This window comes from Bacteroidales bacterium (genome assembly GCA_041671145.1).
Taxonomy (GTDB): Bacteria; Bacteroidota; Bacteroidia; order Bacteroidales; family JAHJDW01; genus JAQUPB01.
In genome coordinates this window covers 39,640-64,731 of record JBAZBZ010000010.1, presented here as the reverse complement: position 1 = coordinate 64,731, position 25,092 = coordinate 39,640, and the positions used below count along the sequence as shown (strand labels likewise).

Annotated in this window: 18 protein-coding genes; 9 read left to right on the top strand and 9 right to left on the bottom strand. The window is 32.8% G+C overall.

Annotated elements, in window-relative coordinates:
* Positions 1-94: 94 nt before the first annotated feature.
* Positions 95-967, top strand: coding sequence for a radical SAM protein (locus WC223_05550; GenBank protein ID MFA6923702.1), 873 nt, complete (start codon positions 95-97; stop codon positions 965-967).
* Between the two features lie 78 nt (positions 968-1,045).
* On the opposite strand, the gene WC223_05545 is transcribed toward WC223_05550, so the two are convergent.
* Entirely contained in the window at positions 1,046-1,576 is a 531-nt protein-coding gene (locus WC223_05545) for an ORF6N domain-containing protein (protein ID MFA6923701.1), read from the bottom strand.
* A 393-nt stretch (positions 1,577-1,969) separates the two neighbouring features.
* Between WC223_05545 and carA the strand changes: the two genes are divergently transcribed.
* The 5 genes from carA to WC223_05520 all read left to right on the top strand — a co-directional run bounded on the left by carA (position 1,970) and on the right by WC223_05520 (position 8,833).
* Complete coding sequence (gene carA, locus WC223_05540; GenBank protein ID MFA6923700.1) at positions 1,970-3,076, top strand: glutamine-hydrolyzing carbamoyl-phosphate synthase small subunit; 1,107 nt, start codon at positions 1,970-1,972, stop codon at positions 3,074-3,076.
* 9 nt (positions 3,077-3,085) lie between these two features.
* Positions 3,086-4,165: a glutamate 5-kinase gene (gene proB / locus WC223_05535; GenBank protein MFA6923699.1), complete on the top strand. Its 1,080-nt coding sequence runs from the start codon at positions 3,086-3,088 to the stop codon at positions 4,163-4,165.
* Positions 4,166-4,377: 212 nt separating this feature from the next.
* Positions 4,378-7,599 carry a carbamoyl-phosphate synthase (glutamine-hydrolyzing) large subunit gene (carB, locus tag WC223_05530; protein MFA6923698.1) on the top strand — a complete coding sequence of 1,074 codons (3,222 nt, stop codon included), beginning with the start codon at positions 4,378-4,380 and terminating at the stop codon, positions 7,597-7,599.
* Positions 7,600-7,658: 59 nt separating this feature from the next.
* The gene (locus WC223_05525) at positions 7,659-8,258 is read left to right on the top strand and encodes an HNH endonuclease (GenBank protein ID MFA6923697.1); all 600 of its coding nucleotides are present in this window, start codon (positions 7,659-7,661) and stop codon (positions 8,256-8,258) included.
* Between the two features lie 188 nt (positions 8,259-8,446).
* Positions 8,447-8,833 (top strand): thioesterase family protein, encoded by a 387-nt coding sequence (locus WC223_05520; GenBank protein ID MFA6923696.1) that lies wholly within the window; start codon positions 8,447-8,449, stop codon positions 8,831-8,833.
* Between the two features lie 5 nt (positions 8,834-8,838).
* On the opposite strand, the gene WC223_05515 is transcribed toward WC223_05520, so the two are convergent.
* The 7 genes from WC223_05515 to WC223_05485 all read right to left on the bottom strand — a co-directional run bounded on the left by WC223_05515 (position 8,839) and on the right by WC223_05485 (position 15,679).
* Entirely contained in the window at positions 8,839-9,882 is a 1,044-nt protein-coding gene (locus tag WC223_05515) for an endonuclease/exonuclease/phosphatase family protein (GenBank protein ID MFA6923695.1), read from the bottom strand.
* Positions 9,883-10,028: 146 nt separating this feature from the next.
* Positions 10,029-10,676 carry an outer membrane lipoprotein carrier protein LolA gene (locus tag WC223_05510; protein ID MFA6923694.1) on the bottom strand — a complete coding sequence of 216 codons (648 nt, stop codon included), beginning with the start codon at positions 10,674-10,676 and terminating at the stop codon, positions 10,029-10,031.
* A 20-nt stretch (positions 10,677-10,696) separates the two neighbouring features.
* Positions 10,697-13,159, bottom strand: coding sequence for a DNA translocase FtsK 4TM domain-containing protein (locus WC223_05505; protein ID MFA6923693.1), 2,463 nt, complete (start codon positions 13,157-13,159; stop codon positions 10,697-10,699).
* Between the two features lie 429 nt (positions 13,160-13,588).
* Positions 13,589-14,077, bottom strand: coding sequence for a hypothetical protein (locus WC223_05500; GenBank protein ID MFA6923692.1), 489 nt, complete (start codon positions 14,075-14,077; stop codon positions 13,589-13,591).
* Between the two features lie 40 nt (positions 14,078-14,117).
* Positions 14,118-14,525, bottom strand: coding sequence for a hypothetical protein (locus WC223_05495; GenBank protein ID MFA6923691.1), 408 nt, complete (start codon positions 14,523-14,525; stop codon positions 14,118-14,120).
* 37 nt (positions 14,526-14,562) lie between these two features.
* Positions 14,563-15,138 carry a superoxide dismutase gene (locus WC223_05490; protein MFA6923690.1) on the bottom strand — a complete coding sequence of 192 codons (576 nt, stop codon included), beginning with the start codon at positions 15,136-15,138 and terminating at the stop codon, positions 14,563-14,565.
* 28 nt (positions 15,139-15,166) lie between these two features.
* Complete coding sequence (locus tag WC223_05485) at positions 15,167-15,679, bottom strand: ferritin-like domain-containing protein (GenBank protein MFA6923689.1); 513 nt, start codon at positions 15,677-15,679, stop codon at positions 15,167-15,169.
* Between the two features lie 297 nt (positions 15,680-15,976).
* Here WC223_05485 and lon point away from each other — a divergent pair, with 297 nt between their 5' ends.
* From lon to WC223_05470, 3 genes are all read left to right on the top strand, one after another.
* The gene (lon, locus tag WC223_05480; GenBank protein ID MFA6923688.1) at positions 15,977-18,427 is read left to right on the top strand and encodes an endopeptidase La; all 2,451 of its coding nucleotides are present in this window, start codon (positions 15,977-15,979) and stop codon (positions 18,425-18,427) included.
* A 75-nt stretch (positions 18,428-18,502) separates the two neighbouring features.
* Positions 18,503-19,723 (top strand): hypothetical protein, encoded by a 1,221-nt coding sequence (locus WC223_05475; GenBank protein ID MFA6923687.1) that lies wholly within the window; start codon positions 18,503-18,505, stop codon positions 19,721-19,723.
* A gap of 188 nt (positions 19,724-19,911) precedes the next feature.
* Entirely contained in the window at positions 19,912-21,966 is a 2,055-nt protein-coding gene (locus tag WC223_05470) for a M13 family metallopeptidase (protein ID MFA6923686.1), read from the top strand.
* 123 nt (positions 21,967-22,089) lie between these two features.
* Here the strand turns inward: WC223_05470 and WC223_05465 are convergent, their stop codons facing one another.
* The gene (locus tag WC223_05465; GenBank protein ID MFA6923685.1) at positions 22,090-25,059 is read right to left on the bottom strand and encodes a DUF2723 domain-containing protein; all 2,970 of its coding nucleotides are present in this window, start codon (positions 25,057-25,059) and stop codon (positions 22,090-22,092) included.
* Between the last annotated feature and the right edge of the window lie 33 nt (positions 25,060-25,092).

Below are 25,092 nucleotides of genomic sequence, written 5' to 3'. Positions count from 1 at the left end.
CACTTAAAGTTTATTGATATATTTGCAATTAAAGTTGGTATTATTAGTAAAAAAAACATGTACATTTGTCATTTATTAAAATATTTATTAAAGAATGAACTGTTTTTCTATTAATTATGATGAACCTTTGTTTCGTCCACCAGCCGAAGCAAACTCTTTGATTTTACAGATTACATTCGGATGTTCATGGAACAAATGTTCTTTCTGTGAAATGTACACTTCCAAAACTTTCAAAATAAAAAATGAAGAAGATATTGTTAAGGAAATAAATGCTATTGCCAAATCACATTCGGAAACACGCAAAATATTTTTGGCTGATGGCAATCCGATGGTTCTTTCAACAAAACGACTATTAACAATACTTTCATCAATAAATAAAACTTTTCATAAAGTGCGCAGGGTATCAACGTATGCCTTACCAAGTAATATATTATCGAAGTCAATAGAAGAACTTATTGAACTTAAAGAAGCTGGTTTAAATATGTTATATGTAGGAATTGAATCGGGTGATGACGAAGTGCTTAATATGGTTAATAAAGGAGAATCTAATTCCACAACAACCGAAGGACTGCTAAAAGCAAAGCAGGCAGGAATTAAGTTGTCGGTAATTATACTGAATGGGTTAGGCGGAAAAAAATATAGTAATCAACATGCTGTAAATTCAGCAAAAATAGTAAATCTGATAAAACCGGAATTCTTATCAGTATTGGTGTTAAGTTTTCCTTTTGGAATAAAAAGATTTACAGAAAGATTTAATGGAGAATATATTCCCATGAATATTGCTGAACTTTTAAAAGAAATGGAAATTTTTATTTCTCATACAGATTTAGAAAACACTATTTTCAGAAGTAATCATGCTTCAAATTATTTGGTATTGGAAGGCATATTGCCTCGCAACAAACAACAATTTATCGAACAAATTAATTTCGCAATAAACAATCCGAAAATAGCAAAATTGAGAGCTTAATGGCAGCGGGGACTTTAACATAATGTTGTTCGTTGCCGATAGTAATTATCACTTTGAACTGATTTTATTTTTATTGTTTCAGGGGAGTTTGTATCCTATTTTCTTTCTTTCTTGAATCGGTGGTTTTATCAGTTCTTTTAAAGTGTTGAATATTATTTCAATTTCATCATCATGTTTAGTGATTTTTTTCTCCAATTGAACGAGCTTTAACAGTATGTCTTTATGTGAAAGTGCAATTTCACGTAGCTTTACAAAGATATCTATAATGTATATACTCATCTGAATAGCCCTTTCATTTTTTAATACATTTGCTAACATCAATACACCATGTTCGGTAAAAGCATAAGGTAAAGAGCCACCTAATTGCTTTTTCGAAGGTATCGCATTTTGCGATACCATGAGTTCAACTTCTTCTTCAGTAAGTTGAATCATGAATTTTTCCGGAAATCTTTCTTTATTTCGTTTTACTTGCTCTCTTAATCTTATTGGTTGTACTCCATATATTTTTGCAATGTCCTTATCTAACATCATTTTCTTTCCTCTGATAAAATAAATCTTATTTATGATCACTTCTTCAGGAACTATTATTTTAACTGATATTTTATTCATATTTTTAGTTTTATTTGGAGGTCACAAATTGTGACTTCCAATTTTTATTTATTACTTTTTCGTCATCAAACATATAATAACAAAATATATAAGTCAAATGCTTTTTAGAATTTGCTTGTATGTTTTTAGAATTAGTTGAGGGATTTTTAGAACTTGTGAAAAATAAAAAGCTAAAGATTCACAAATTTTTGTTTATACGAAAGTTATAAATTTACAATTTGTGTTTTGATGGAATGAATAATATATCGTCACTACGTGGTTTAATTCAATGGAGCTTATGTTGCTACAGAGATTTGACAATTATGTTGACAGGAAAAATAATATTTATTCTTTATTTATGCAAGAACATTGTTAATAAATACAAACAACTTATACTTTAAAATTAGCGGGATAATGTTTAATTTTGCAAAAAAAAATAAAAAAGAGTTCATGCAAAGTCAGGAAATAAAATTAGTTTTAGAAGACGGAACCGAATTTATTGGGAAATCATTCGGATTTAATAAATCGGCGGCGGGTGAAGTTGTCTTCAATACTGCCATGACGGGCTATCCCGAAAATTTAACCGACCCATCATATACGGGACAAATTCTGGTTGCCACATATCCGCTCATTGGTAATTACGGAGTTCCCGATGAAGAAAAAGAAAACGGACTTTTAAAATATTTCGAGTCAGATAAAATCAGAATTACAGCTCTTGTGATTTCCGATTATTCTTTTTATTACAGTCACTGGAATTCAAATAAAAGTTTGGCAAACTGGCTGAAAGAAAATAAAATTCCGGGCTTATATGGAATTGACACGAGGGCGTTGACAAAGCGATTGCGTAAAAAAGGAGCAATGCTCGGCAAAATAATATACAACGGAAATAAAGTTGATTTTTATGACCCGAATAAAGATGATTTGTTGGGTCAAATTAATACCGATAAAGTTATAAAATACGGAAACGGAAAACACAAAATCATACTTATTGATTGCGGTGTAAAATATAATATTATCAGATGTTTTATAAAACGCGACTGCACGGTTTACAGGGTTCCCGCAAATTATGATTTCAACAAAGAAGATTACGATGGACTGTTTATTTCAAATGGTCCAGGCGACCCTAAAATGGCAGAAACAACAATTAATAATGTGAAGAAAGCATTCGAAAAAGGAAAGCCCGTTTTCGGAATTTGCCTTGGCTGCCAAATAATGGCACTTGCCGCTGGCGCTGATACATATAAATTAAAATACGGACACAGAAGTCATAATCAACCTGTACTAAAAATCGGAACAAACAGATGTTATATAACATCGCAAAATCACGGATTTGCAATTGATTTAAAAACCTTACCTGCTGAATGGGAACCTATATTTATAAATGTTAACGACAATACCTGCGAAGGAATCAAGCATAAAACAAAACCATTTTTTGCAGTGCAGTTTCATCCAGAAGCATCAAGCGGACCAACCGATACAGAATATTTATTTGATGAATTTTTAAATTTGGTAAAAAAATAAAATAGTAAAGTGCAAAAGCGGATAGTAATAAAAATTGGCTCAAACGTAATAACAGACAGTGAAGATTTAATTGATAAAAAAAGATTATCACTTTTGGTTGCCCAAACAGTTGCTCTTTATGAAAAAGGAATAGATGTGTTGTTGGTGTCTTCGGGAGCAGTTGCAATCGGAAAACTTAATAAAAAAAAAATATCGAAAAATATTGATATAATTTCGGAACGTCAGATTTATGCTTCAATCGGGCAAATTAAATTAATGGAAACTTATTGCAACCTTTTTTCTAAGTACGGAATCACCTGCGGGCAAATACTTGTTACAAAAGAAGATTTTATTGACAGAAAACGTTATCTGAATATAAGAAATTGCACCGAAAATCTGTTGAAAAATAAAATAATTCCGATAGTAAATGAGAATGATGTTATTTCTATTAATGAATTAATGTTTACCGATAATGATGAGCTTTCGGGACTTTTCGCAAATATGATTGGTGCTGATGACTTATATATTCTAACAAATGTAGATGGCATATACGATGGTAATCCAAATGACTTTGACTCGAAAGTAATTAAGTTCATCATTAAAGATATTTCCGATATAATTAAAAGTTCATCTCGGGAAAAATCGGAATTCGGAAGAGGCGGGATTATTACAAAATATAATACTGCATACAAAACATCAAAACTGGGAGTAAATGTTTTTATTGCCAACGGTACAAAAAACAACATAATTACCGATTTGTATAATCGAAATGCTGTTTCTACAATGTTTCCCGCAAGCAAAAAAACTCTGGGAGTAAAAAAATGGCTTGCATACTCCGATGAAATTGCAGAAGGAGAATTGTATATTGACAAAAAAGCAAAAGAGGCCTTGCAATCAAATCTTGCTACCAGCTTGCTTTTAGTTGGTGTTAATGAAATAAAAAATAATTTTAAGAAAGGTGCTTTAGTTAAAATAATTGATGAAAATAATAAAGTAATAGGTGTTGGAATTTCAAATTATGATTCTGATGAAGCAAAAAAATTAATGGGCAAAAAAAATATTAAGCCGATTGTGCATTACGATTATTTGCATTTAACAGCAAATAAATAAATGAATAAATAATAATGAAAAAGTCGTAAGTCGCGAGTAGTAAGTAGTAAGAAAAAACGGTTTAATTTAAAAACGATATTAACAATAAAAAAACAATTTATTATTTTGGGTTTATAAAATTTCTCGCAGAGTTTCGCAAAGTTGTACGCAAAGTTTCGCGGAGAACTGTAAACTGAAAACTAAAAACTAAAAACCAAAAAGACATGAGTAATATTGACAAAAGCATAAAAAAAGTTATAGTTCTTGGCTCGGGTGCTCTTAAAATCGGAGAAGCGGGTGAATTCGATTATTCGGGTTCGCAGGCATTGAAAGCATTACGTGAAGAAGGTGTAAAAACAATTTTAATTAATCCGAATATTGCTACAATCCAGACATCAGAGAACATTGCAGACAAAGTTTATTTCCTTCCTGTAATTCCATATTTTGTTGAAAAAATCATTGAAAAAGAAAAGGCAGATGGAATCCTGCTTTCGTTTGGCGGACAAACTGCTTTGAATTGCGGAATATCGCTTTATAAAAATAAAGTTTTTGAAAAATATAATTTAAAAGTTCTCGGCACTCCCATACAAGCCATTATTGACACCGAAGACAGGGAAATATTCATTAAAAAATTAAACGAAATAAATGTTGAAACGCCGAAAAGTGTTGCAGTAAATAATCTGGAAGATGCTGTGAAAGCGACAGGAAAACTCGGTTATCCGATAATCATTCGCGCTGCTTATGCTCTTGGCGGTTTGGGAAGCGGTTTTTGCAATAATGAAAGTGAACTTAAATCACTTGCTGCAAAAGCATTTTCATATTCGGAACAAATTCTTGTTGAAGAATCATTGAAGGGATGGAAGGAAGTAGAATACGAAGTTGTGAGAGATAAATACGACAATTGTATTACCGTTTGCAACATGGAAAATTTCGACCCGCTGGGAATTCATACGGGAGAAAGCATTGTAGTTGCTCCCTCGCAAACATTAACAAACAGGGAATATCACAAACTCCGCGAATTATCAATACGCATAATAAGACATGTTGGAATTATTGGCGAATGTAATGTGCAATTTGCACTTGACCCGGAATCGGAAGATTACAGGGTTATTGAGGTAAATGCACGACTGTCGCGTTCAAGCGCACTTGCATCAAAAGCTACGGGATATCCGCTGGCATTTGTTGCCGCTAAATTAAGTTTAGGATACGGATTACACGAATTAAAAAACAGCATAACCAAAACTACTACCGCATGCTTCGAGCCGGCTTTGGATTATATAGTTTGCAAAATACCTCGATGGGATTTGAATAAATTTCAAGGCGTTTCAAAACAAATTGGCAGCAGCATGAAAAGTGTGGGCGAAGTCATGGCAATTGGCAGAAATTTTGAAGAAGTAATTCAAAAGGGTTTGCGAATGATAGGTCAAGGAATGCATGGCTTTGTAGGAAATTCAAATTTAACTTTCGACAATGTTGAAAAAGAATTAGAAAATCCCACCGACACAAGAGTTTTTGCAATCGCCGATGCACTTGAAAAAGGATATTCAGTTGATAAAATACATGAACTCACTAAAATTGACAGATGGTTCCTTGTAAAACTAAAAATACTTATTGATATAAAAAATGATTTAACAAGTTATGATTCTCTCCAATCTCTTCCTAAAGAACTTCTTCTGGAGGCAAAGCAATCGGGTTTTACCGATTTTCAGCTTGCGAGATTTGTATTAAGAAGCAGCGATGAAAATATTGGAAAAGATTCTTTAAAAGTCAGAAGTTATAGAAAAGAAAATAAAATTATTCCTGTAGTAAAGCAAATAGATACTCTCGCTGCAGAATATCCTGCGAAAACAAATTATCTTTACATTACATACAATGGTGTTGAAAATGACATCGAGTTTGAAAATGATAATAAATCTGTTATTGTTCTTGGTTCGGGTGCATACAGAATAGGAAGCAGCGTTGAATTTGACTGGTGCAGCGTAAATGCCATAAATACCATAAAAGAACAGGGATTTCGTTCGATTATGATTAATTATAATCCAGAAACAGTCAGTACCGATTATGATATATGTGACAGATTATATTTTGAAGAACTTACTTTTGAACGCGTACTTGACATTATTGATATGGAAAATCCGAAAGGTGTTATATTGTCGGTGGGCGGGCAAATTCCGAATAACCTGGCAATGCGTTTGCATGGACAAAAAGTTAATATTATTGGTACTTCACCTATTGATATTGATAAAGCCGAAAACAGGCACAAGTTTTCATCGCTACTTGACGTGATGGAAATTGACCAGCCGCGATGGAAAGAACTTTCGAGCGTTAATGATATTTTTAATTTTGTTGACGAAGTAGGATTTCCTGTGCTTGTGCGTCCTTCTTACGTATTGTCGGGAGCTGCAATGAATGTTGTTTCTAATAGAAACGAACTCGAACATTTTCTTACTATGGCAAAAAATGTTTCAAAACAATATCCTGTTGTTGTTTCTGAATTCATTCAAAATGCTAAAGAAATAGAAATTGATGCAGTTGCAAAAAACGGCGAAATTTTAGCTTATGCTATTTCCGAACATATTGAATTTGCAGGAGTTCATTCAGGCGATGCAACAATGGTGTTTCCTCCCCAGAAAATATATTTCGAAACAGTAAGAAGAATAAAAAAAGTAACTAAAAGAATTGCCAAAGAACTGAATATCGTGGGTCCTTTTAATATTCAGTTTCTTGCAAAAGATAATGATGTGATGGTAATTGAATGTAATCTCAGGGCATCGCGAAGTTTTCCTTTTGTATCAAAAGTTCTTAAAACAAATTTTATTGACATTGCTACAAAAGTAATGCTTGGCATAGATGTTAAAAAGCTTGATAAATCTATTTTTGATTTGGATTATATTGGAATAAAAGCTCCGCAGTTTTCATTCTCACGTTTGCACAAAGCCGACCCGGTTATCGGAGTTGATATGTCATCAACCGGCGAAGTGGGCTGCATTGGTGAAGATTATTATGAAGCATTACTAAAATCAATGATTTCGGTGGGTTATTCCATTCCCGAAAAAAATATATTGCTTTCCACCGGTCCTATTGAAGACAAAGCATCAATGCTTGATGCCGCTAAACTGCTCATGGAAAAAGGATATAAACTTTATGCCACCAAAGGCACACAGGAGTTTCTGGCAAAAAATGAAGTTGATGCAACAGCATTGCATTGGCCCGATGAAGATAAAAAACCAAACACACTCGATTATCTGCGCGAAAAGAAAATTGACCTTGTAATAAATATTCCGAAAAATCTTTCGGCAACTGAACTTAATAATGATTACCTGATAAGGCGAAACGCCGTTGATTATAATATCCCTCTGATTACAAATGCACGGCTAGCGAAAGCATTTATTATTGCATTCTGTAAAATGAAAATTAATGATATTGCCATAAAAAGCTGGGACGAGTATAATTAATACTATTGTAATATGCATTTTTTTGCAGACATTTGCAACAACAATAAACACGAAATAATATGATACGACTTTTTCACAACGAAAAGTGGACGGAATTCAAAAAAAACGACTATGATCCTACATTACGATATGCTATTACAGATTACGGACGAGTTATCAGTTATACTGACAAGATTGAAAACGGACGAATTCTAAAAATAGGGACAGTTGAAGGATATAAAATATTCCGATACACAATGTATAAAAACGAGAATAATAAATTAATAAAAGGTAAACGCAAGCATTTGTTTGTTCATAGACTCGTTGCGGAGCATTTCCTTCCTAAAAAATCAGATGATAAAATTTTTGTATTGCATTTAGACCACAGCAGAGACAATAACTACGTTGAAAACTTGCAGTGGGCAACAAAAGCAGAAATGCTGGAACATAGTAAAAAAAGTCCTCTTGTTATAGAAGCAAGAAAAAATCGTTCTGGAAACATGAAAACCAAAGGACCAAAACTGACTGCGACACAAGTTTTGTTTATCAAGAAAAAACTTTTAGATCCCAACCGTAAGACACGACTTAGAATTATTGCAAAACAATTTGGAGTTTCTGAAATGGCACTATATCGCATTAAGACAGGAGAAAATTGGGGACACATAGTCGTACCAACATAAGAAAAAGAAAAAACGTAGTCAACTTAAAGCTCAATCATTCTTTTGTATTAATGAATCCATAAGTTGGATGATAGATGCTTGACACTTCCTATTTTTCTAACTTCTATGCCACTTCATTTTATTATCATAGCACTATTTAAAAAAGTCAACAGCAATCAGATTTTTTATATTTTTGTAAAAAAATTATAATGGAACTAAAAATAAAAGAAGGCATAAAGGGCTATTTAGAGCAAATAGTAACAGAAAAAGATTCGGCATCAAAATATGGTTCGGGCATGGTTGATGTTTTTGCAACACCTGCAATGGTTGCATTAATAGAAAGTACTGCAATGAAAAGTGTTTTGCCGCATCTGCCAGAAGGATATAATACTGTTGGAATTGAAATAAGCGTAAAACACCTTAAAGCCACGCCTCTCGGAATGAAGGTTTGGTGTGAAACATCATTAACTAAAGTTGATGGTAAAAAACTTGTATTCAACGTAAATGCATTTGATGAAAAAGGAGAAATAGGAAGCGGAACACATACGCGTTATATCATTGAAACAGCATCATTCATGCAAAATCTGAAAGGTTGATTTTCTTATTTTACTTTTATTTTAATTAGAACCGGCTGATGGTCGGAATTTTGGAATTTAAGGTCAATGCATTTGATGCTGACAGTTTCAATATTTGGTGAAGTGAGAAAAAAATCGAGTGTCGCAGTTTTTGATTTTTTTGAATTGTACGGCATATTAACACTACGGTTAGTCGGATGATTTTTATCGTATTCCCATTTCCATCCCGCATCGGAAAATGCTTTAGGAACGGTTGTTTTCACATAACTATTCTTCAAATTGTAATCAGGGGGCACACTATTCCAGTCGCCACCAACGATAACGTAATTTCCTTTTTTGTATTCCGAAAGAATAACTTTTTTGAGTTTTTCAAGTTTTTCCTCATGTTTTATAGCACTGTCAAAATATGAATTGTGAGTATTTATCAAAACCAAATCTCTGCAACAATTCGGAAGTTTGTATCGCATCAGCATAAAACACCTGTCAGGGAAAAACAATGATTTCGGCCATTCTGCATCATTGCCAAAATTATATTTTGCCGAAATAAACGGTTCGTATTTTGAAAAAATTCCAATTCCGCTTAATACTTTACCATAAGGATTAGAAACAGGTTCTGGAACAAAAAATGAATTATAGTTAATAGCAAAAGAATGCCCATAATGATAAAGTACTTTCGAAAGCATGTCAAATTGGTCGAGATAATAACTTCTTTTAGAATTTTTGTCAATTTCCTGCATGAGAATAAAATCAACTGAATCTATTTTGTAAAAAAAGTTTGCAATTGATTCTACATTTTTTTTGTAAAATTTTTCTTCTGGAATTACATCTTTTCCTCCTTCATAAAAAAAATCCGACTCAGCTCCGAGTCCACAGTATCCTATATTCCATGTTAAAATCGAAAGGGTGTCTTTTCCAATTTCGGTAATTGCATTTCCTTCAAATTTCAGCGATTCCAGCAATTTGGGTTTATATTCATTTTTAATGAAAAGATAAAAGAAAATGGAGCCAATTACCAATAATAATATTATAATTGAAACGACACTTAATATTAAATTTTTAATAAAAGTCATTTTTTTATTTTATAATTTTATGTTTATCAAGACCGTTTGAATTGATTTCGGTCTTTATGAAGTATCTGTTTTTGCTGCATGATGCAAATAACAAAATAGAAATTAAAAATAATAATATTATAATTTTATTTTTTCTCATAAAAAAATCACCTTAAATCTATAACTTCAACTCCAGGGTAATTAGCTTTGTTAAATGTGAAAGTGGCATCGTTTGTATTTATGTTAGAATTGAATTTATTTACTTTATAAGTATATATATTTCCATTTTTATCATAAACTATTGCTTTTAAAACTTGCTTTTTTAATTTATCAATGATGATGCGCACTTTGAAATATGATTTTCCTTTTATCGGAACGAGGTCTACTATCTGCACCATCACATTATTCTGCATTTCCTCTTTAATAAGTTTGTAGCGAAATCCCTTTTCCCAAAGTGTAAAAATTGATTGCGGATTTATTGCTTCATCATCGTTTGATGGGTTATTTATTTGAATTTCCTTGGAATCTTTCAGATATGTCCAAACGGTTTTACCATCAGAAAATACCTTTTGCTTGGCAATTTCGAGGCAATATTTATCTCCCTTAATGATAAGGGTTCCCTGCTGTGAATCTTTTATTTTTTGTGTTTTATTTTCAATAGAATAGCTAAAATCAATTGACATTGATGTGTATGTTTTTGTTTTTGCAGACACACCATCCAGGATTGCTTTTGCTTTCAAATCGACCTGTGGCTGCGCTTTCGTCGTATTAAAAGCAAAAATCCCCATTGTAATAATCAAAAATATTTTTTTCATTTCTTTATCTTTTTAATCTTTTAATTCTTATTAACATCTCTCAAAAACTGTTCCAAGCTCATTTCATCTTTTATTCTTACTTCGCGTGCTTTACTGCCTTCAAAGGGACCAACAATTCCGGCAGCTTCGAGCTGGTCAATAATTCTGCCTGCACGATTATATCCCAATTTTAATTTTCGCTGGATTAACGAAGTTGAGCCCTGTTGGTGCATAACGATAACTCTTGCAGCTTCTTCAAACATCGGGTCTCTTTCAGATGAATCATAATTATCCTTTTCGCCGGAATTTTCATCATTGAATTCGGGTAAAAGGAATGCACTTGTATACCCTTCCTGAGAGCCAATAAAATCGGTAATTTTATTTACTTCAGGCGTGTCTATAAATGCACACTGCAATCTTATTAAATCGCTACCGGTTGATAACAACATGTCTCCCCTACCCACCAATTGGTCTGCTCCGCCAATATCAAGTATCGTTCTAGAATCAATTTTTGAAATTACCCGAAATGCCAACCTCGCAGGGAAATTAGCTTTTATAGTTCCTGTTATTATATTCACTGAAGGTCGTTGTGTAGCAATTATCAGATGAATTCCCACTGCACGCGCTAATTGAGCCAATCTTGTTAAAGGCAGCTCCACTTCCTTTCCGGCAGTCATTATTAAATCGGCAAATTCATCAATAATTACAACGAGATATGGAAAAAAATGATGTCCTTCGTTAGGATTTAATTTTCTTTCGATAAATTTTTTATTGTACTCTTTTATATTTCTAACTCCGGCATCTTTAAGCAAATCGTAGCGACTTTCCATAACAATGCAAAGAGAATTTAATGTTCTCACAACTTTACGGGTATCTGTAATTATTGCTTCTTCAAAGTCAGGAAGCTTTGCAAGAAAATGACGCTCAATTTTAGAAAATAAAGTTAATTCAACTTTTTTGGGGTCAATGAGAATAAATTTTACTTGTGAAGGATGTTTTTTATAAAGCAATGATGCAAGAATGGCATTAAGACCAACGGATTTACCTTGTCCTGTTGCACCAGCCATAAGCAAATGCGGCATTTTTGTTAAATCGGCAACATACACTTCATTTGCTATTGTTTTTCCAAGTCCTATGGGTAAATCAAAACCAGAATTCTGAAATTTATCGGACATGAAAATTGACTTCATTGAAACAATTTCAGGATTAAGATTTGGAACTTCAATTCCTATTGTTCCTCTTCCGGGAATTGGTGCAATAATTCTTATTCCTAAAGCAGATAAGCTCAGGGCAATATCGTCTTCAAGATTTTTTATTTTCGCAATTCTTACACCTGCTTCGGGAATTATTTCGTAAAGTGTAACCGAAGGTCCTATTGTTGCTTTTATTTTCGCTATTTGTATTCCGTAATTACCAAGCGTTTCAATAATTTTGTTCTTGTTTGCTTCTAGTTCTTCTTTCTGAACACTTGCTGCATTTGTGCCATATTCTTCAAGCAATTCAATTGTTGGTGGTTGATATTTGGGTAAATCAAGCGTTGGGTCGTATTCACCGAGAGCTATTGGTTCGGTATTTATTTCTATTGTTTCAATATTGCTTTGAACAGGATTCTCAACTATAAGTTCAATATCTGATGTTTTGTCTGTCGTTACTTCATTTTTAACAGGAACTTCATTTTCATTTTTCAATTCTACATTCTCAAATCCATTTTCATCAATTGTTGAAATTTCTATTTTATTTTCCGATTCGTTTCTGGTATCTTCTTCAGTAACATCTTTTATCAAAACATTTTTTAATTCCTTGTTTTCTACAGTTTCATCATTTTCTACCAGTGTTGCTTTTTCCTTAACCGAGAAAATTAACTTTAGCCAATTGAAAGAGCTGTTAAACACAACAACAAAAAATATAAAAACAGAAAATACAAGAAGGAAAGTTGTTCCTATATTGCCGAGAGCTCCATTAAGCCATAAATTCGATTGATAACCGAATACTCCGCCAATAAACAGAAATTCATCTTTAACAAAAAAATGTCCTAAAATAACTGAAATCATTATAATAAGAAAGAATGAAAGTCCGAGAAGCTTTTTTAAATTAAACATTGCAACCTGAATAAAAAGCTTCAAGCCAATTGTAAGAAATATCAAAACAAACAAGTATGATGCGACACCAAAACCATTATAAATAAAAATATGGGAAATTATAGCTCCAAACTTGCCAAGCCAGTTGTCCACTTTCACGTTGTTGTCAGAAACTAAATTCAGCCATGAACCTTTTACTTTATCAAAATCCACGCTCCATGTGAAAATATACGAACTGAAAGCAATAATAAAATATACTGACAATAAAATAAAAATCAACCCCGTAACCCGAAAAAATCTGTTGTCAAAAGTGAATTTATTTTTTTTATTTTGCTTCGGCTCTTCAGCAACATAATCTTCTATCTCTTTTGTTTCTGCTTGTTTTTCTTTGAGAGTGTTTTTAGATATATTCTTCTTTTCTACCATTGAAAGAATTTTTTACATCAACAAATTTACATATTATTTTCAAATAAATGGAAGCATGATAAAAAAAATGTCTTTTGTATTGACAAAAATACAAAAGACATGTATTCACAAGAAAAGAGGAAAAACATGAAACATCAGTTGTTAAATAGAGTCTATAAAAACAAGACATAGACAGTTATCAAACTCTTGCAATAAACAACAATTTATTTGCTCTTATTAGATTACGGCTACCTTTCTATGAAAATTAAAAGTGTATTGCGAACATTACATATCGCTAATAGAAGAGTTTGTCCTTAATGTCTGATTTCTGCGTTACTCCCGTTTTACAAATCAGTAGAATAAATACATCAGTATACTCCTGATTTACAAAACTCCGAAAGCATTGAACTCGGACATTCTGAACCAAACTCATGACTTTATGGACAGATACTAATTAATGCAAAGTTCAAGATGTTTTCCGCAGTCGCAAAGAATACTTTTTGCTTTTTCAACTTCTTCTTCATTTCCTTGTGCTATTACTAAAAACTTACCTTCATTAAGATGTTCGTTGTATTTAATAACCTTATCTTTTTTTATTCCTAATGTTGTTAAAATCGAAACTATTCCTCCTCCAATTAAGCCAACATCAAAACCAGCAAGTGCTCCAACAACCGCACCTGCGCCGAAAATAAATCCCAATCCGGGTATAGCAAAAACACCGGCTCCTGACAAAACTCCTAAAGTTGAACCTAAAACAACACCGGCACCCACACCTGCATTTTTCAATGGTTCTCTTGATTGTATCCGCATATTGTCGTCAACAATACTTGCCTGTCCCATTAAAGATAATTGATTAATTGGATAACCTCTATCTTTTAGCACCTCGATTGCATCAAGTGCCGTATCGTGCGAATCATAAACACCTACAGTTGATTTCATGTTTTTTTATTTAAATATTGAAAGTTATTAATTATTTTCCCTATATGTCCCAAGTGATTTTTATTATGTTTCCATTATTACTGTTGAAATGCAATGTATGAACCTGTTCTTCAACATGAGAATAAATTTTCATTTTGTAAATATTCCAATTATCATCATAAAATTCAAGATAATTATTTTCTTTGCAATCAGGACAAGCGCCTTTAACGTGAATAGTAAAATTATTACTTGCGATGTCATTTGTTGTTAACCAAATATTTTTTATTCCGGGTATTTTTCCGTTTATTTCTGGTTCGTTGTTGATAATTATCGATTCTTCGTTTGGCACCAAAACACCATTTTCAAGCTTTCCTTCATAACTTCCTTCTCCCACAATGTCGAAAGAAGCATTTTCTTCGAGCATTGTTTCTATTAAATTTACTTTGCTTTTCGTTAAGTTCTTTTTCATTTTTTTATAACTACAAAAATCATTAAACAACTATTTTTTAAAATCTTTTTTCAATTACTTCCCAGTTAATAATACTCCAGTAAGCATTAACATATTCAGTGCGTCTGTTCTGATAATCGAGATAATAGGCATGTTCCCAAACATCGCATGTAAGTATTGGTTTTAATCCTTTGCGTAAAGGGTTGCCGGCATTGCTTTCCTGTATAATTTCTAATAATCCGCTCTGATTTTTCACAAGCCAAACCCAACCCGAACCAAACAAACTCACTGCTGCTTTTGTAAAAGCATCTTTAAAATCGACAAATGTTCCAAAACTTTTTTTTATCGCTTCAGCGAGAATATCTTGAGGAGCACATTCTTCGCCTTTTTTCAAGCTCATAAAATAGAATGTGTGATTCCAAAACTGTGAAGCATTATTGAAAATAGGTCCTTCCGATTCTTTAATTATTGTTTCAAGTTCCATGCTTTCAAATCTAGTTTCGGAAATTAAATTATTAAGATTTGAAACATAAGTCTGATGATGTTTTCCATAATGAAACTCAAGGGTTTTTTTTGAAATAAAAGGTTCCAACGCATTCATTTCATAAGGTAATTTCGGTAATTCAAATTTCATAATTTTTTTTAGTTTTAATTTAATTTTATTACAAACGTATTTTTCTGAATTCATCTTTCATCCTGTTAATATCAATAAGCCATTCTTCAATGTCCTGCTCATGTTCCGATTCTTCATTTAGAATAGTTGTTGCCATCTGATGCGTTGTATGGTCTTTACCATTGGTGAAATCAGCAATTTCTTTATATCTCTGTATAGCACATCTCTCTCCTTTTAAGTTTTGTTCAAGAACAATTTCAATATATGGGTCAACAGGTGCTTCGTATTTGCAACGGGCAAATTTAGCCCAGTCAGAAGGGTTTAAAACAGGTGTACCACCGAGTTGTATTATTCTTGTAACAACTAATACCGCATGATTTAATTCCTGATTTGCATGAATTAATAGTTCCGGTTCAATTTCACTTCTCATCGGTCCCTCCATTAGCCGTGAGCCAATCCAATATTGATAATATGCGAGCCATTCTTCGCAAAGTGCTTCATTAAGCATTTGAATTAATTTTTCCACATCAATGTTTAAGATGTCTTTTCCGATTTTTCCCATAACTTTATTTTTAGTTTAAATTTTGTTGTCAAAAATACTTTAACAAAAGGCACAAATAATTAAGAAGAAATTAAGATTTAATTAAGATTCAATTAACTATTTGCATTTCGGTTTTTGAAACATTAATGAAGAATATAGTTTTTGTTGATATTATTTTATCCGTAATAAACATTTGTAACAATACGATGCGTAATACGTAAAAAGAATTTTGGTATAGAAATTGACAAGATACATTAATGTTTTATTTTATATATTATTGAAACAAATTATGACAGTTTGACATTATAATAAAAACAAATGAGAAAAAATATTGATTTAGACAGATTGGAATTTGCGGTATTGAGCGATGAAGCTGAGTTTGTTCCAATAATAACTTCGGAAGAAGAAGAAATTATTGAACCCACGAAATTTCCCGAGTTGCTGCCTATCCTGCCACTTAAGAACACCGTTTTATTTCCGGGAATACTTGTGCCAATAACAGTTGGACGCGATAAATCAATAAATCTGATTAAAGACGCATACAAAACCGATAAAATTATAGGTGTAGTTTCCCAGAAAGATGAATCAATTGACGACCCAAAACTTGAAGACATTAATAAAACGGGTACAATTGCGCATATCGTAAAGCTTTTACAAATGCCCGATGGTAGCTCAACTGCAATAATTCAGGGTAAAACCAGATTTGAAATAATTGAACTCACTCAAACAGAACCATACTGGAAAGCAAAAGTGAAGCAGCTTGTAGCAGGTCATATTCCCGAAAAAGATGAAAGCTTTACGGCACTTATTGATTCAATTAAAGACCTTGCACTTCAGATAATAAAGCTATCGCCTCATATACCAACAGAAGCCGGTTTTGCAATAAAAAATATCGAAAGTTCTACGTTTCTCATAAATTTTGTTTCTTCAAATCTGAACACAAATGTAAATGACAAACAAAAAATTCTGGAAACTCTTGATTTAAAAGAAAGAGCAAATTTGCTTCTTGGTTTTATGTCGAAAGAGCTTCAGATGCTTGAGCTTAAAAATCAGATTCAGTCAAAAGTAAAAGTTGATTTGGATAAGCAGCAAAGAGATTTTTTACTTGGTCAGCAATTAAAAACAATTCAGGAAGAATTAGGCGGAAACCCGCATGAACAGCAATTAAACGAAATGCTTGAAAAAGCAAAAACAAAAAAATGGAGTAAACAAGTAGATGAAGCTTTCAAGCGGGAAGTAAACAAATTACAGCGAATGCACCCTGCAGCCGCAGAATATTCAATACAGATAAATTATGTCGAAACCATGCTTGACCTGCCATGGAACGAGTTCACAACCGATAATTTTGATTTAAAAACCGCACAGGAAGTTCTTGATAAAGACCATTACGGACTTGAAAAAGTAAAAGAAAGAATTATTGAACATTTGGCAGTTCTCAAGCTTAAGAAAAACATGAAATCACCGATATTGTGTTTATACGGACCTCCGGGAGTCGGAAAAACATCACTTGGAAAATCAATAGCGGCAGCACTTGGAAGGAACTATGTCAGGATGTCACTTGGTGGATTGAGAGATGAAGCGGAAATTCGCGGACACAGAAAAACATACATTGGAGCATTGCCCGGAAGAATTATTCAGAATATTAAAAAAGCAAAATCCTCAAATCCTGTGTTCGTTCTCGATGAAATTGACAAAGTAGGAAACAATCCTTTTCACGGCGACCCTTCGTCTGCCTTGCTTGAAGCTCTCGACCCCGAGCAGAATAATTCCTTTTACGACAATTACCTTGAAATAGATTATGATTTATCAAATGTTCTGTTTATTGCTACAGCAAATAATATAAATACTGTCCTGCCTGCATTAAAAGACCGAATGGAAATAATTGAAATCAACGGATACATAATCGAAGAAAAGCTTCAAATCGCAAAACGACATATAGTTCCGAAACAAATTACCGAACACGGTTTGGATAATGAAAAAATAAAATTCAGTGATAATGCAATTACAAAAATCATTGAGGACTACACAAGAGAATCGGGAGTTCGTGAACTGGAAAAGAAAATTGCCGCTATCTTAAGAAAAAAAGCAAAAGACATTGTATCAAATAATAAACCGAATACTACTATTGATGTAAAACATCTGCCGGAGCTACTTGGTATCCCCATTTTCCAGAAAGATAAATTCATTAAAAATGAAGTCGCAGGAGTAGTTACAGGATTGGCGTGGACTGCATTCGGAGGTGAAATACTTTTTGTAGAAACAAGTTTAAGCAAAGGAAAAGGCAACCTCACACTCACCGGAAATCTCGGCGATGTAATGAAAGAATCGGCAACTATTGCTTATGAATATCTGAAAGCACATGCAAAAAAATTAAATATTCCCGACGATATTTTTGAAAAATGGAATGTTCATATTCACGTTCCCGAAGGGGCAACACCAAAAGACGGACCCTCAGCAGGAATTACAATGTTCACTTCATTAGCTTCAGCTTTTACAGGCAGGAAAGTTAAGGCAAAACTCGCAATGACAGGCGAAATAACACTTCGCGGCAAGGTACTTCCCGTTGGCGGAATAAAAGAAAAAATTCTTGCTGCGAAAAGAGCAGGTATAACTGATATTGTTCTCTCATCAGAAAATAAAATAAACATTAACGATATAAATGAAATATACCGCAAAGGACTGAAATTCCATTACATTACCGATATGATTGATGTTATTGATATAGCTCTCCACAAAACAAAAGCTGTACAGGCAATTGAATTAAACTAAAATTATACTTTAAATTTGTGGCTTATTTTTCTTTATATACAAAAACTAATTATTAATATTTTAAACTTTCAACAAATGAAAACTATTCTTATCGCATCATTTATTTTATGTTTGACTTTAAATGAGCTAACAGCTTGCACTACCGTTATAATTTCAGGTAAATATACTCCTGACGGAAATCCTTTATTATGGAAAAACAGGGATGGAGATAAGTTTCAGAATAAAATCATGTATTTTACTGATGGCAAATACAATTATACAGGATTGGTTAATTCTATTGATAAAACAGGAAAGGAAATATGGTGTGGCACGAACAGTAAAGGTTTTGCAATTATGAATGCTGCTTCATATAATCTGAAAGATATAAATGACACCACTAAAATCATGGATTTAGAAGGACTATTTATTAAAAAAGCATTAAAGACATGTGCATCTTTAAAAGATTTTGAAACTATGCTCGACACTATGACTAAGCCACTTCGTGTTGAGGCGAATTTTGGTGTTATTGATGCACAGGGAGGTGCAGCTTTTTACGAAGTGAACAATTTTTCCGTTGCTAAATTTGATGCGAATGACCCAAAAATAAGTCCGCTTGGTTATATTGTACGCACTAATTATTCATTTACCGGCAGACGTAATATTGATAATGGATACATACGTTTTGCAACCGCCGATGAACTTTTTTCTAATGCTGCTGCAACAAATGACTTGACAGTAAAATATATTTTCAAATATGTGGCTCGTTGTTTAAAACATTCATTAACAAAAACTGATTTGTCACGAAATTTATCGGATAACCCCGAAGACCCCGATTATGTGTATTTTGAGGACTATATTCCGCGATACTCATCCCTCTCCTCAATAGTAATACAAGGAGTAAAAAAGGGAACATCACCCGAATTCACTACTATGTGGACAGTACTTGGCTTTCCTTTATGTTCTGTTGTTATACCTGTATGGGTAAGCGGAGGAGAAAAATTACCATCTTTACTCGCAGCAGCTGACACATCAGGTATTGCACCAATTTGCAATATGTCCCTGCAATTGAAAAGTAAATGTTTTCCAATAACAAGAATTGTAGAAAAAAAATATATCAACAGAAATGCATTGCTCAATAAAAACAATACCGGAATTTTACAAAAGCTAAGTCCGCTTGAAGATAAAATATTTGAAGAAACCGAAAACATGATGAGCAAATGGAGAAAAAGCGGAATGGCTGAAAACGAAATTCAAATTTATTATAAACATTTGGATGAGATGATACGGGCTGAATATAAACGAATATTTAATTTGTAAATTTTAATTAATTGTTTCTCGTAAAGCACCCCTAACAGTAATATATCTCTGTGTTTTGAAATTAATTTATCGCATTTTTTTGCTTTTATTTTTCTCGCAGAATAACGTAGAGTTTTACGCAAAGTTTCGCAGAGATTTTCATTATTAAATCTTTATATATATTTGCAGTTCACAAATTTAGATATAACATGAAACCCATTAAAACAAACCCTGCTTTAAAAACACTTGTATTTATTATTGCAGTTTCGCTGTATTTAAGTTGTTCAACAAATAAAAAAGAAGAGATGAAAGCAAAAGCTATTGACTCAAAAAACATGGATTTATCGGTAAAACCATCTGAAAACTTTTTTCAATATGCAAACGGAGGATGGCTTAAAAACAACCCCGTACCTGCCAATTACGGCAGATACGGCTCTTTTGACATACTTCAGGAAGACAATCTAAAAAAACTAAAAAAAATCTTTGATGAAGCTTCAAAGAAAGCCAAAGAATTTAATAAAGGAGATATTTATAAAATCGGGGCTTTTTATAACACAGGCATGGATACCATAAAAATAAATAAAGACGGAATAAATCCATTAAAAGAAGAATTCGATAAAATAAATAATATAAAAACGCAAAGTGATTTACAGAATGAAATTGCTTATCTGCATACAATAAAAATAAATGCACTATTCAGCATTTATGCCGACCAGGACGAGAAAAACAGTAATATGGTTATCTTGCAACTATCACAAGGTGGCTTGGGACTTGGCGATAGAGATTATTATTCGGCAAAAGATGAGCATTCGAAAAATATTCGCAATGAATATTTGAATCATGTTGCTAAAATATTCATACTGCTCGGTAAAAAAGAGAAAGAATCAAAAACTGACGCTAATACAATTATGAAAATTGAAACAAAGCTTGCTACTGTTTCAATGAATAAAATTGACAGAAGAGACCCCAATAAAACATATAATAAAAAAACTTTTAATGAATTAAAAAAACTTGCACCTTCTATTGACTGGAATACATACTTTACAACAATAGGAATAAAAACTACAGGCAACATAAATGTTAATCAACCAAAATTTTTCGAAGGAATAAGTAAGTTAATAACTTCAGTTTGCATTGATGATTGGAAAACTTACCTTACATGGAATTTAATAAGAAGAAGTGCTTCTTATTTAAGTTCTGATTTTGAAAAAGAAAACTTCAGATTTTATTCAACAATATTATCAGGCACAAAAGAAATGAAACCGCGATGGGAAAGAGTTATAAACGCCGCAAACAATGCAATGGGCGAAGAAATAGGAAAACTGTTTGTAAAAGAATATTTCCCTCCGAAAGCGAAAGACAGAATAATTGAAATGGTAAAAAACCTTAAAATTGCTTATAAAACAAGAATAAAAAATCTCGAATGGATGGGTGAAAACACCAAGAAAAAAGCTCTTGAAAAACTTGATGCGATGAATTTCAAAATTGGTTATCCTGTTAAGTGGATTGGTTATTCTAATCTTTTAGTAAAAGCCGATGCTTATGTTCTGAACTTTTTAAGAGCAAACAATTTTAATTTTAAACGGGACATGAATAAAATAAACAAACCTGTTGACCGAACTGAATGGCAAATGTATCCGCAAATAGTAAATGCTTATTTCAATCCCACCATGAACGAAATCGTTTTTCCGGCAGCAATATTGCAACCGCCGTTTTTCTTTCCTGATGGTGATGACGCTGTAAATTACGGAGCAATCGGAGCAGTCATTGGTCATGAAATCACACACGGTTTTGACGACCAAGGCAGAAAATACAATAAAGAAGGAAACCTCGAAGATTGGTGGACAGCAGAAGACGCAAAAAAATTCGTTAAAGCCACCGACACACTCATAAAACAATTCAATAATTTTATAATTACTGACACAATGCATGTCAACGGCAAATTAACTCTTGGTGAAAACATTTCGGATTTGGGCGGATTGACAGTTTCATACTACGCTTTGCAAAACCAGTTAAAAGGTAAAACAAAAAAAATTGACGGACTCACTCCTGAACAAAGGTTATTCCTGGCATACGCTCAGATATGGCGTCAGCAAATACGGAAAGAAGAAGCAATAAAAAGAATAAAGGAAGACCCACATTCACCGGGTATTGCACGTGTTAATGCTACTGTTATTAACATGCCGGAATTTTATAAGGCATTTGACATCAAGCTAACTGACAAGGGATTCAGACCTCCTGAAAAAAGAGCAAAAATTTGGTAGTGCTATTCTTTTTCTTTGTGTTCCTTTGTGTTGTACTTTGAGTCCTTTGTGGTAAAATTTTATTAACCACAAAGTCGCACTAAGGTATTTACAAAGTTCACAAAGGATAAATCTTTCAACTAACTACACTACTTTCAGTTTCAACAATCTATTTGTAAAATCATTTTTCAAATTTAATTGTTTGTACTGCGAAGCTAAATTTCTGCATTTAATTAAAATATTTTTTGCATTATTATAATCCACACTCACAGAAATGCGACTTTGCATGTCAATCGAAAGATAATAAATCATTTCTTTTTCGTAAACATCGAAAATATGTTTGAGAATGCTATTTGCTTTTTTATATGCACCGCATTTGCAATATGCTTCAGCAATCGGCAAAATATATTTATTGTATGGAACATTTCTGTCGGGAACAATTTTAATGCAAAGGTCGAGCACGGCAATTGCCGAATCTTTTTTATTTTCATTAATTAATGCATCAGCGAGGTTTGCAAAAATTCTTCTTAAAGAATATGAAGTTTGTTTTGTTTCTTCATCGGCAAAAATATTTTTTTTATCAAGTCCGCCCCATTGAAATTTGTGCATCAAATTGTCGTACATAACAGAAGTTGCAATATTTTTATTTTCATTTATTGTATCGCCTTTAATAGGAAGCAAACGGCTTGTCAAACCTTCCTGCCAGAAAGAGCCTTTTAAATTGAGAAAGTCGCTTACACTTCCGGGTGAAGTAAAATAAACAGGACGTTTCCAGTTATTAGTATAAATAAAGTCGAGTAATGCTAATCCATTTTTCATAAGATAACTGCTGTTGACTTTCCACTTAATATCCCTTTCGATTTTTTTGTCTTTGTAAAAATCAGGCAGAGTAGTTAACTCAGCTGCATCAAATGAAAAACTGAATTTATTTGAAGGCACATAACTATAAGTGCTTCCATCACCACCCGAATATTTTGTTGTCGGATTCTTATAGTCAATACATTTCAAAACATTTGCTAACTCAATATATGTAGAGTCATCAAACAATGAAACATAATCATTAGTCAGAAGCTTATAATCTTTTTCCGATAATGATAATGGAATTGGTGGCGAATCATAAACTTTTCTTTTTATTTGTTTAATGCACCAGTCGGTAGCAAGCAGGTCGAGGTTTATAACCCTTACATCAGTTCTTATTCCCTCAACTTCCTGAGCATACCAAAGAGAAAAAGTATCGTTGTCTCCGCATGTGAAGAGGACAGCATTTTTTCCGCATGAATTAAGATAATCAGCAGCATAATCTCTTGTAGAAGTTTTACCGGAACGATTATGAGACTGCCATCCGTTTTTCGCCATAATAGCAGGTACAAGCAAAAAGCATAAAAGAATTATTGAAATTATTATTTTATTATTTTTTATTTTTTCAATTAAATATAAAACACCGAGTCCGAGCCATATTGCAAAAGCATAAAACGAACCCGTATAAGCATAATCTCTTTCCCGCGGTTGATAAGGAGTTTGATTTAAAAAAACAATTATGGCAATTCCGGTCATAAAAAAAAGCAACAACACAACAAAAGCATCTTTATTATTTTTTTTGAAATGAAAATAAAAACCTATAAGACCGAGTAATAAAGGAAAAAGAAAAAACTTATTATTGCTTTTGCTGTTTTTTATACTATCGGGTAATTTACTTTGGTTATCAAGAAAAAGTCCGTCAATAAAAGGAATACCGCTGAGCCAGTTGCCTTCGTTCACTGCTCCATAACCCTGTGCATCGTTTTGTCTTCCGGCAAAATTCCATAAAAAATACCGGAAATACATAAAGCCAACCTGATACTTAAAAAAGAATTTTAAATTATGAATAAAGTCAGGTTTCTCATTATTACCAACTCCTGCCCATGATTTGTATGCAATTATATCATTTCTTTCATGTCCGTATATTCTCGGAAAATATGTGCATCTTTTTTCATCGAATATATAAATATCGCGGTTTCCCACTTTATTATATTTATTTTCTCCTTTGATATAAATAGCAGCACCTTTTTCGCTTCTTAAATATTTCGCATCATAGTATGGACCATAGAGCAAATATGTATCACCATATTGCTCGCGTGTCAGATATGAAATAAAACTAAAAATATTATCGGGCTGATTTTCGTTTAAAGGTGGATTTGCATTTGAACGAATAGGAATAATTAAGTATGAAGAAAACCCTATAAGAAAAAAAGCGAAGCACAGAACAGCAATATTCAAAATTCGTTTTCTTTTTTTTATTGAAAATAAAATTCCCGCAACGAGCAATAATGCAAGTAAAACAAAAAATACCAACAAACCCGAATTAAAAAACAAGCCAAACTCATTTACAAACAATAATTCAAATGATGCAGCTATACGAAGCATTTTAACAATTATTCCAAATTGCACAAATGCCAATATAACAAATGAAATGAGCAAAGTCAGAATAATTCCTTTAACGGAAATTTTATATTTTTTAAAATAAACAATAAAAACAACTGGTGGAATAACCAGTAAATTCAATAAATGCACGCCAATTGAAAGCCCAAACAGAAATGCAATAAGTACAAGCCATTTATCTGAATATTTTTCATCGTCGCAATTTTCCCATTTCAGTGCAGCCCAGAAAGTAGCAGCAGTAAAAAAAGCTGAAGTTGCATAAACTTCAGCTTCGACAGCCGAAAACCAGAACGAATCTGAAAAAGCAAATGCCATTGCACCCACAAAACCGCTGCCGATAATTGCATATAATTTCGAATCTAAAATTTCACCGCCGCTTAAAACTATCTTTTTTGCAATTGCTGTGATTGTCCAGAATAAAAAAAGAATTGTAAAGGCACTGGCAATAGCTGAAAGTAAGTTTATACAAAAGGCAATATGTTCTTTATTTCCAAAAGATAAAAATGAGAACAATCTTCCAATGAGCAAAAATAAAGGAGCACCGGGAGGATGGTTAACCTGCAACTTAAAAGCCGAAGCAATAAATTCGCCGCAATCCCACCAACTTGCAGTTGGCTCAAGAGTAAGCAAATAAACCAAAAATGCAACAGCAAAAACAAGCCATCCGGAGGTATTGTTTGTTTTTTTATAATTCATTTTTGTAGTCGTAAGTATTCAGTCGTAAGTCGC

What these genes read in the sequence shown, in the direction of transcription:
- WC223_05475 (MFA6923687.1), top strand. Translation starts at nt 18,503, where the DNA reads ATGAAAACTATTCTTATCGCATCATTTATTTTATGTTTGACTTTAAAT.
- WC223_05465 (MFA6923685.1), bottom strand. Translation starts at nt 25,059, where the DNA reads ATGAATTATAAAAAAACAAACAATACCTCCGGATGGCTTGTTTTTGCT.
- lon (MFA6923688.1), top strand. Translation starts at nt 15,977, where the DNA reads ATGAGAAAAAATATTGATTTAGACAGATTGGAATTTGCGGTATTGAGC.
- WC223_05470 (MFA6923686.1), top strand. Translation starts at nt 19,912, where the DNA reads ATGAAACCCATTAAAACAAACCCTGCTTTAAAAACACTTGTATTTATT.
- WC223_05525 (MFA6923697.1), top strand. Translation starts at nt 7,659, where the DNA reads ATGATACGACTTTTTCACAACGAAAAGTGGACGGAATTCAAAAAAAAC.
- carA (MFA6923700.1), top strand. Translation starts at nt 1,970, where the DNA reads ATGTTTAATTTTGCAAAAAAAAATAAAAAAGAGTTCATGCAAAGTCAG.
- WC223_05515 (MFA6923695.1), bottom strand. Translation starts at nt 9,882, where the DNA reads ATGACTTTTATTAAAAATTTAATATTAAGTGTCGTTTCAATTATAATA.
- WC223_05550 (MFA6923702.1), top strand. Translation starts at nt 95, where the DNA reads ATGAACTGTTTTTCTATTAATTATGATGAACCTTTGTTTCGTCCACCA.
- WC223_05545 (MFA6923701.1), bottom strand. Translation starts at nt 1,576, where the DNA reads ATGAATAAAATATCAGTTAAAATAATAGTTCCTGAAGAAGTGATCATA.
- WC223_05490 (MFA6923690.1), bottom strand. Translation starts at nt 15,138, where the DNA reads ATGAAATTTGAATTACCGAAATTACCTTATGAAATGAATGCGTTGGAA.
- WC223_05510 (MFA6923694.1), bottom strand. Translation starts at nt 10,676, where the DNA reads ATGAAAAAAATATTTTTGATTATTACAATGGGGATTTTTGCTTTTAAT.
- WC223_05495 (MFA6923691.1), bottom strand. Translation starts at nt 14,525, where the DNA reads ATGAAAAAGAACTTAACGAAAAGCAAAGTAAATTTAATAGAAACAATG.
- WC223_05505 (MFA6923693.1), bottom strand. Translation starts at nt 13,159, where the DNA reads ATGGTAGAAAAGAAGAATATATCTAAAAACACTCTCAAAGAAAAACAA.
- WC223_05485 (MFA6923689.1), bottom strand. Translation starts at nt 15,679, where the DNA reads ATGGGAAAAATCGGAAAAGACATCTTAAACATTGATGTGGAAAAATTA.
- WC223_05500 (MFA6923692.1), bottom strand. Translation starts at nt 14,077, where the DNA reads ATGAAATCAACTGTAGGTGTTTATGATTCGCACGATACGGCACTTGAT.
- WC223_05520 (MFA6923696.1), top strand. Translation starts at nt 8,447, where the DNA reads ATGGAACTAAAAATAAAAGAAGGCATAAAGGGCTATTTAGAGCAAATA.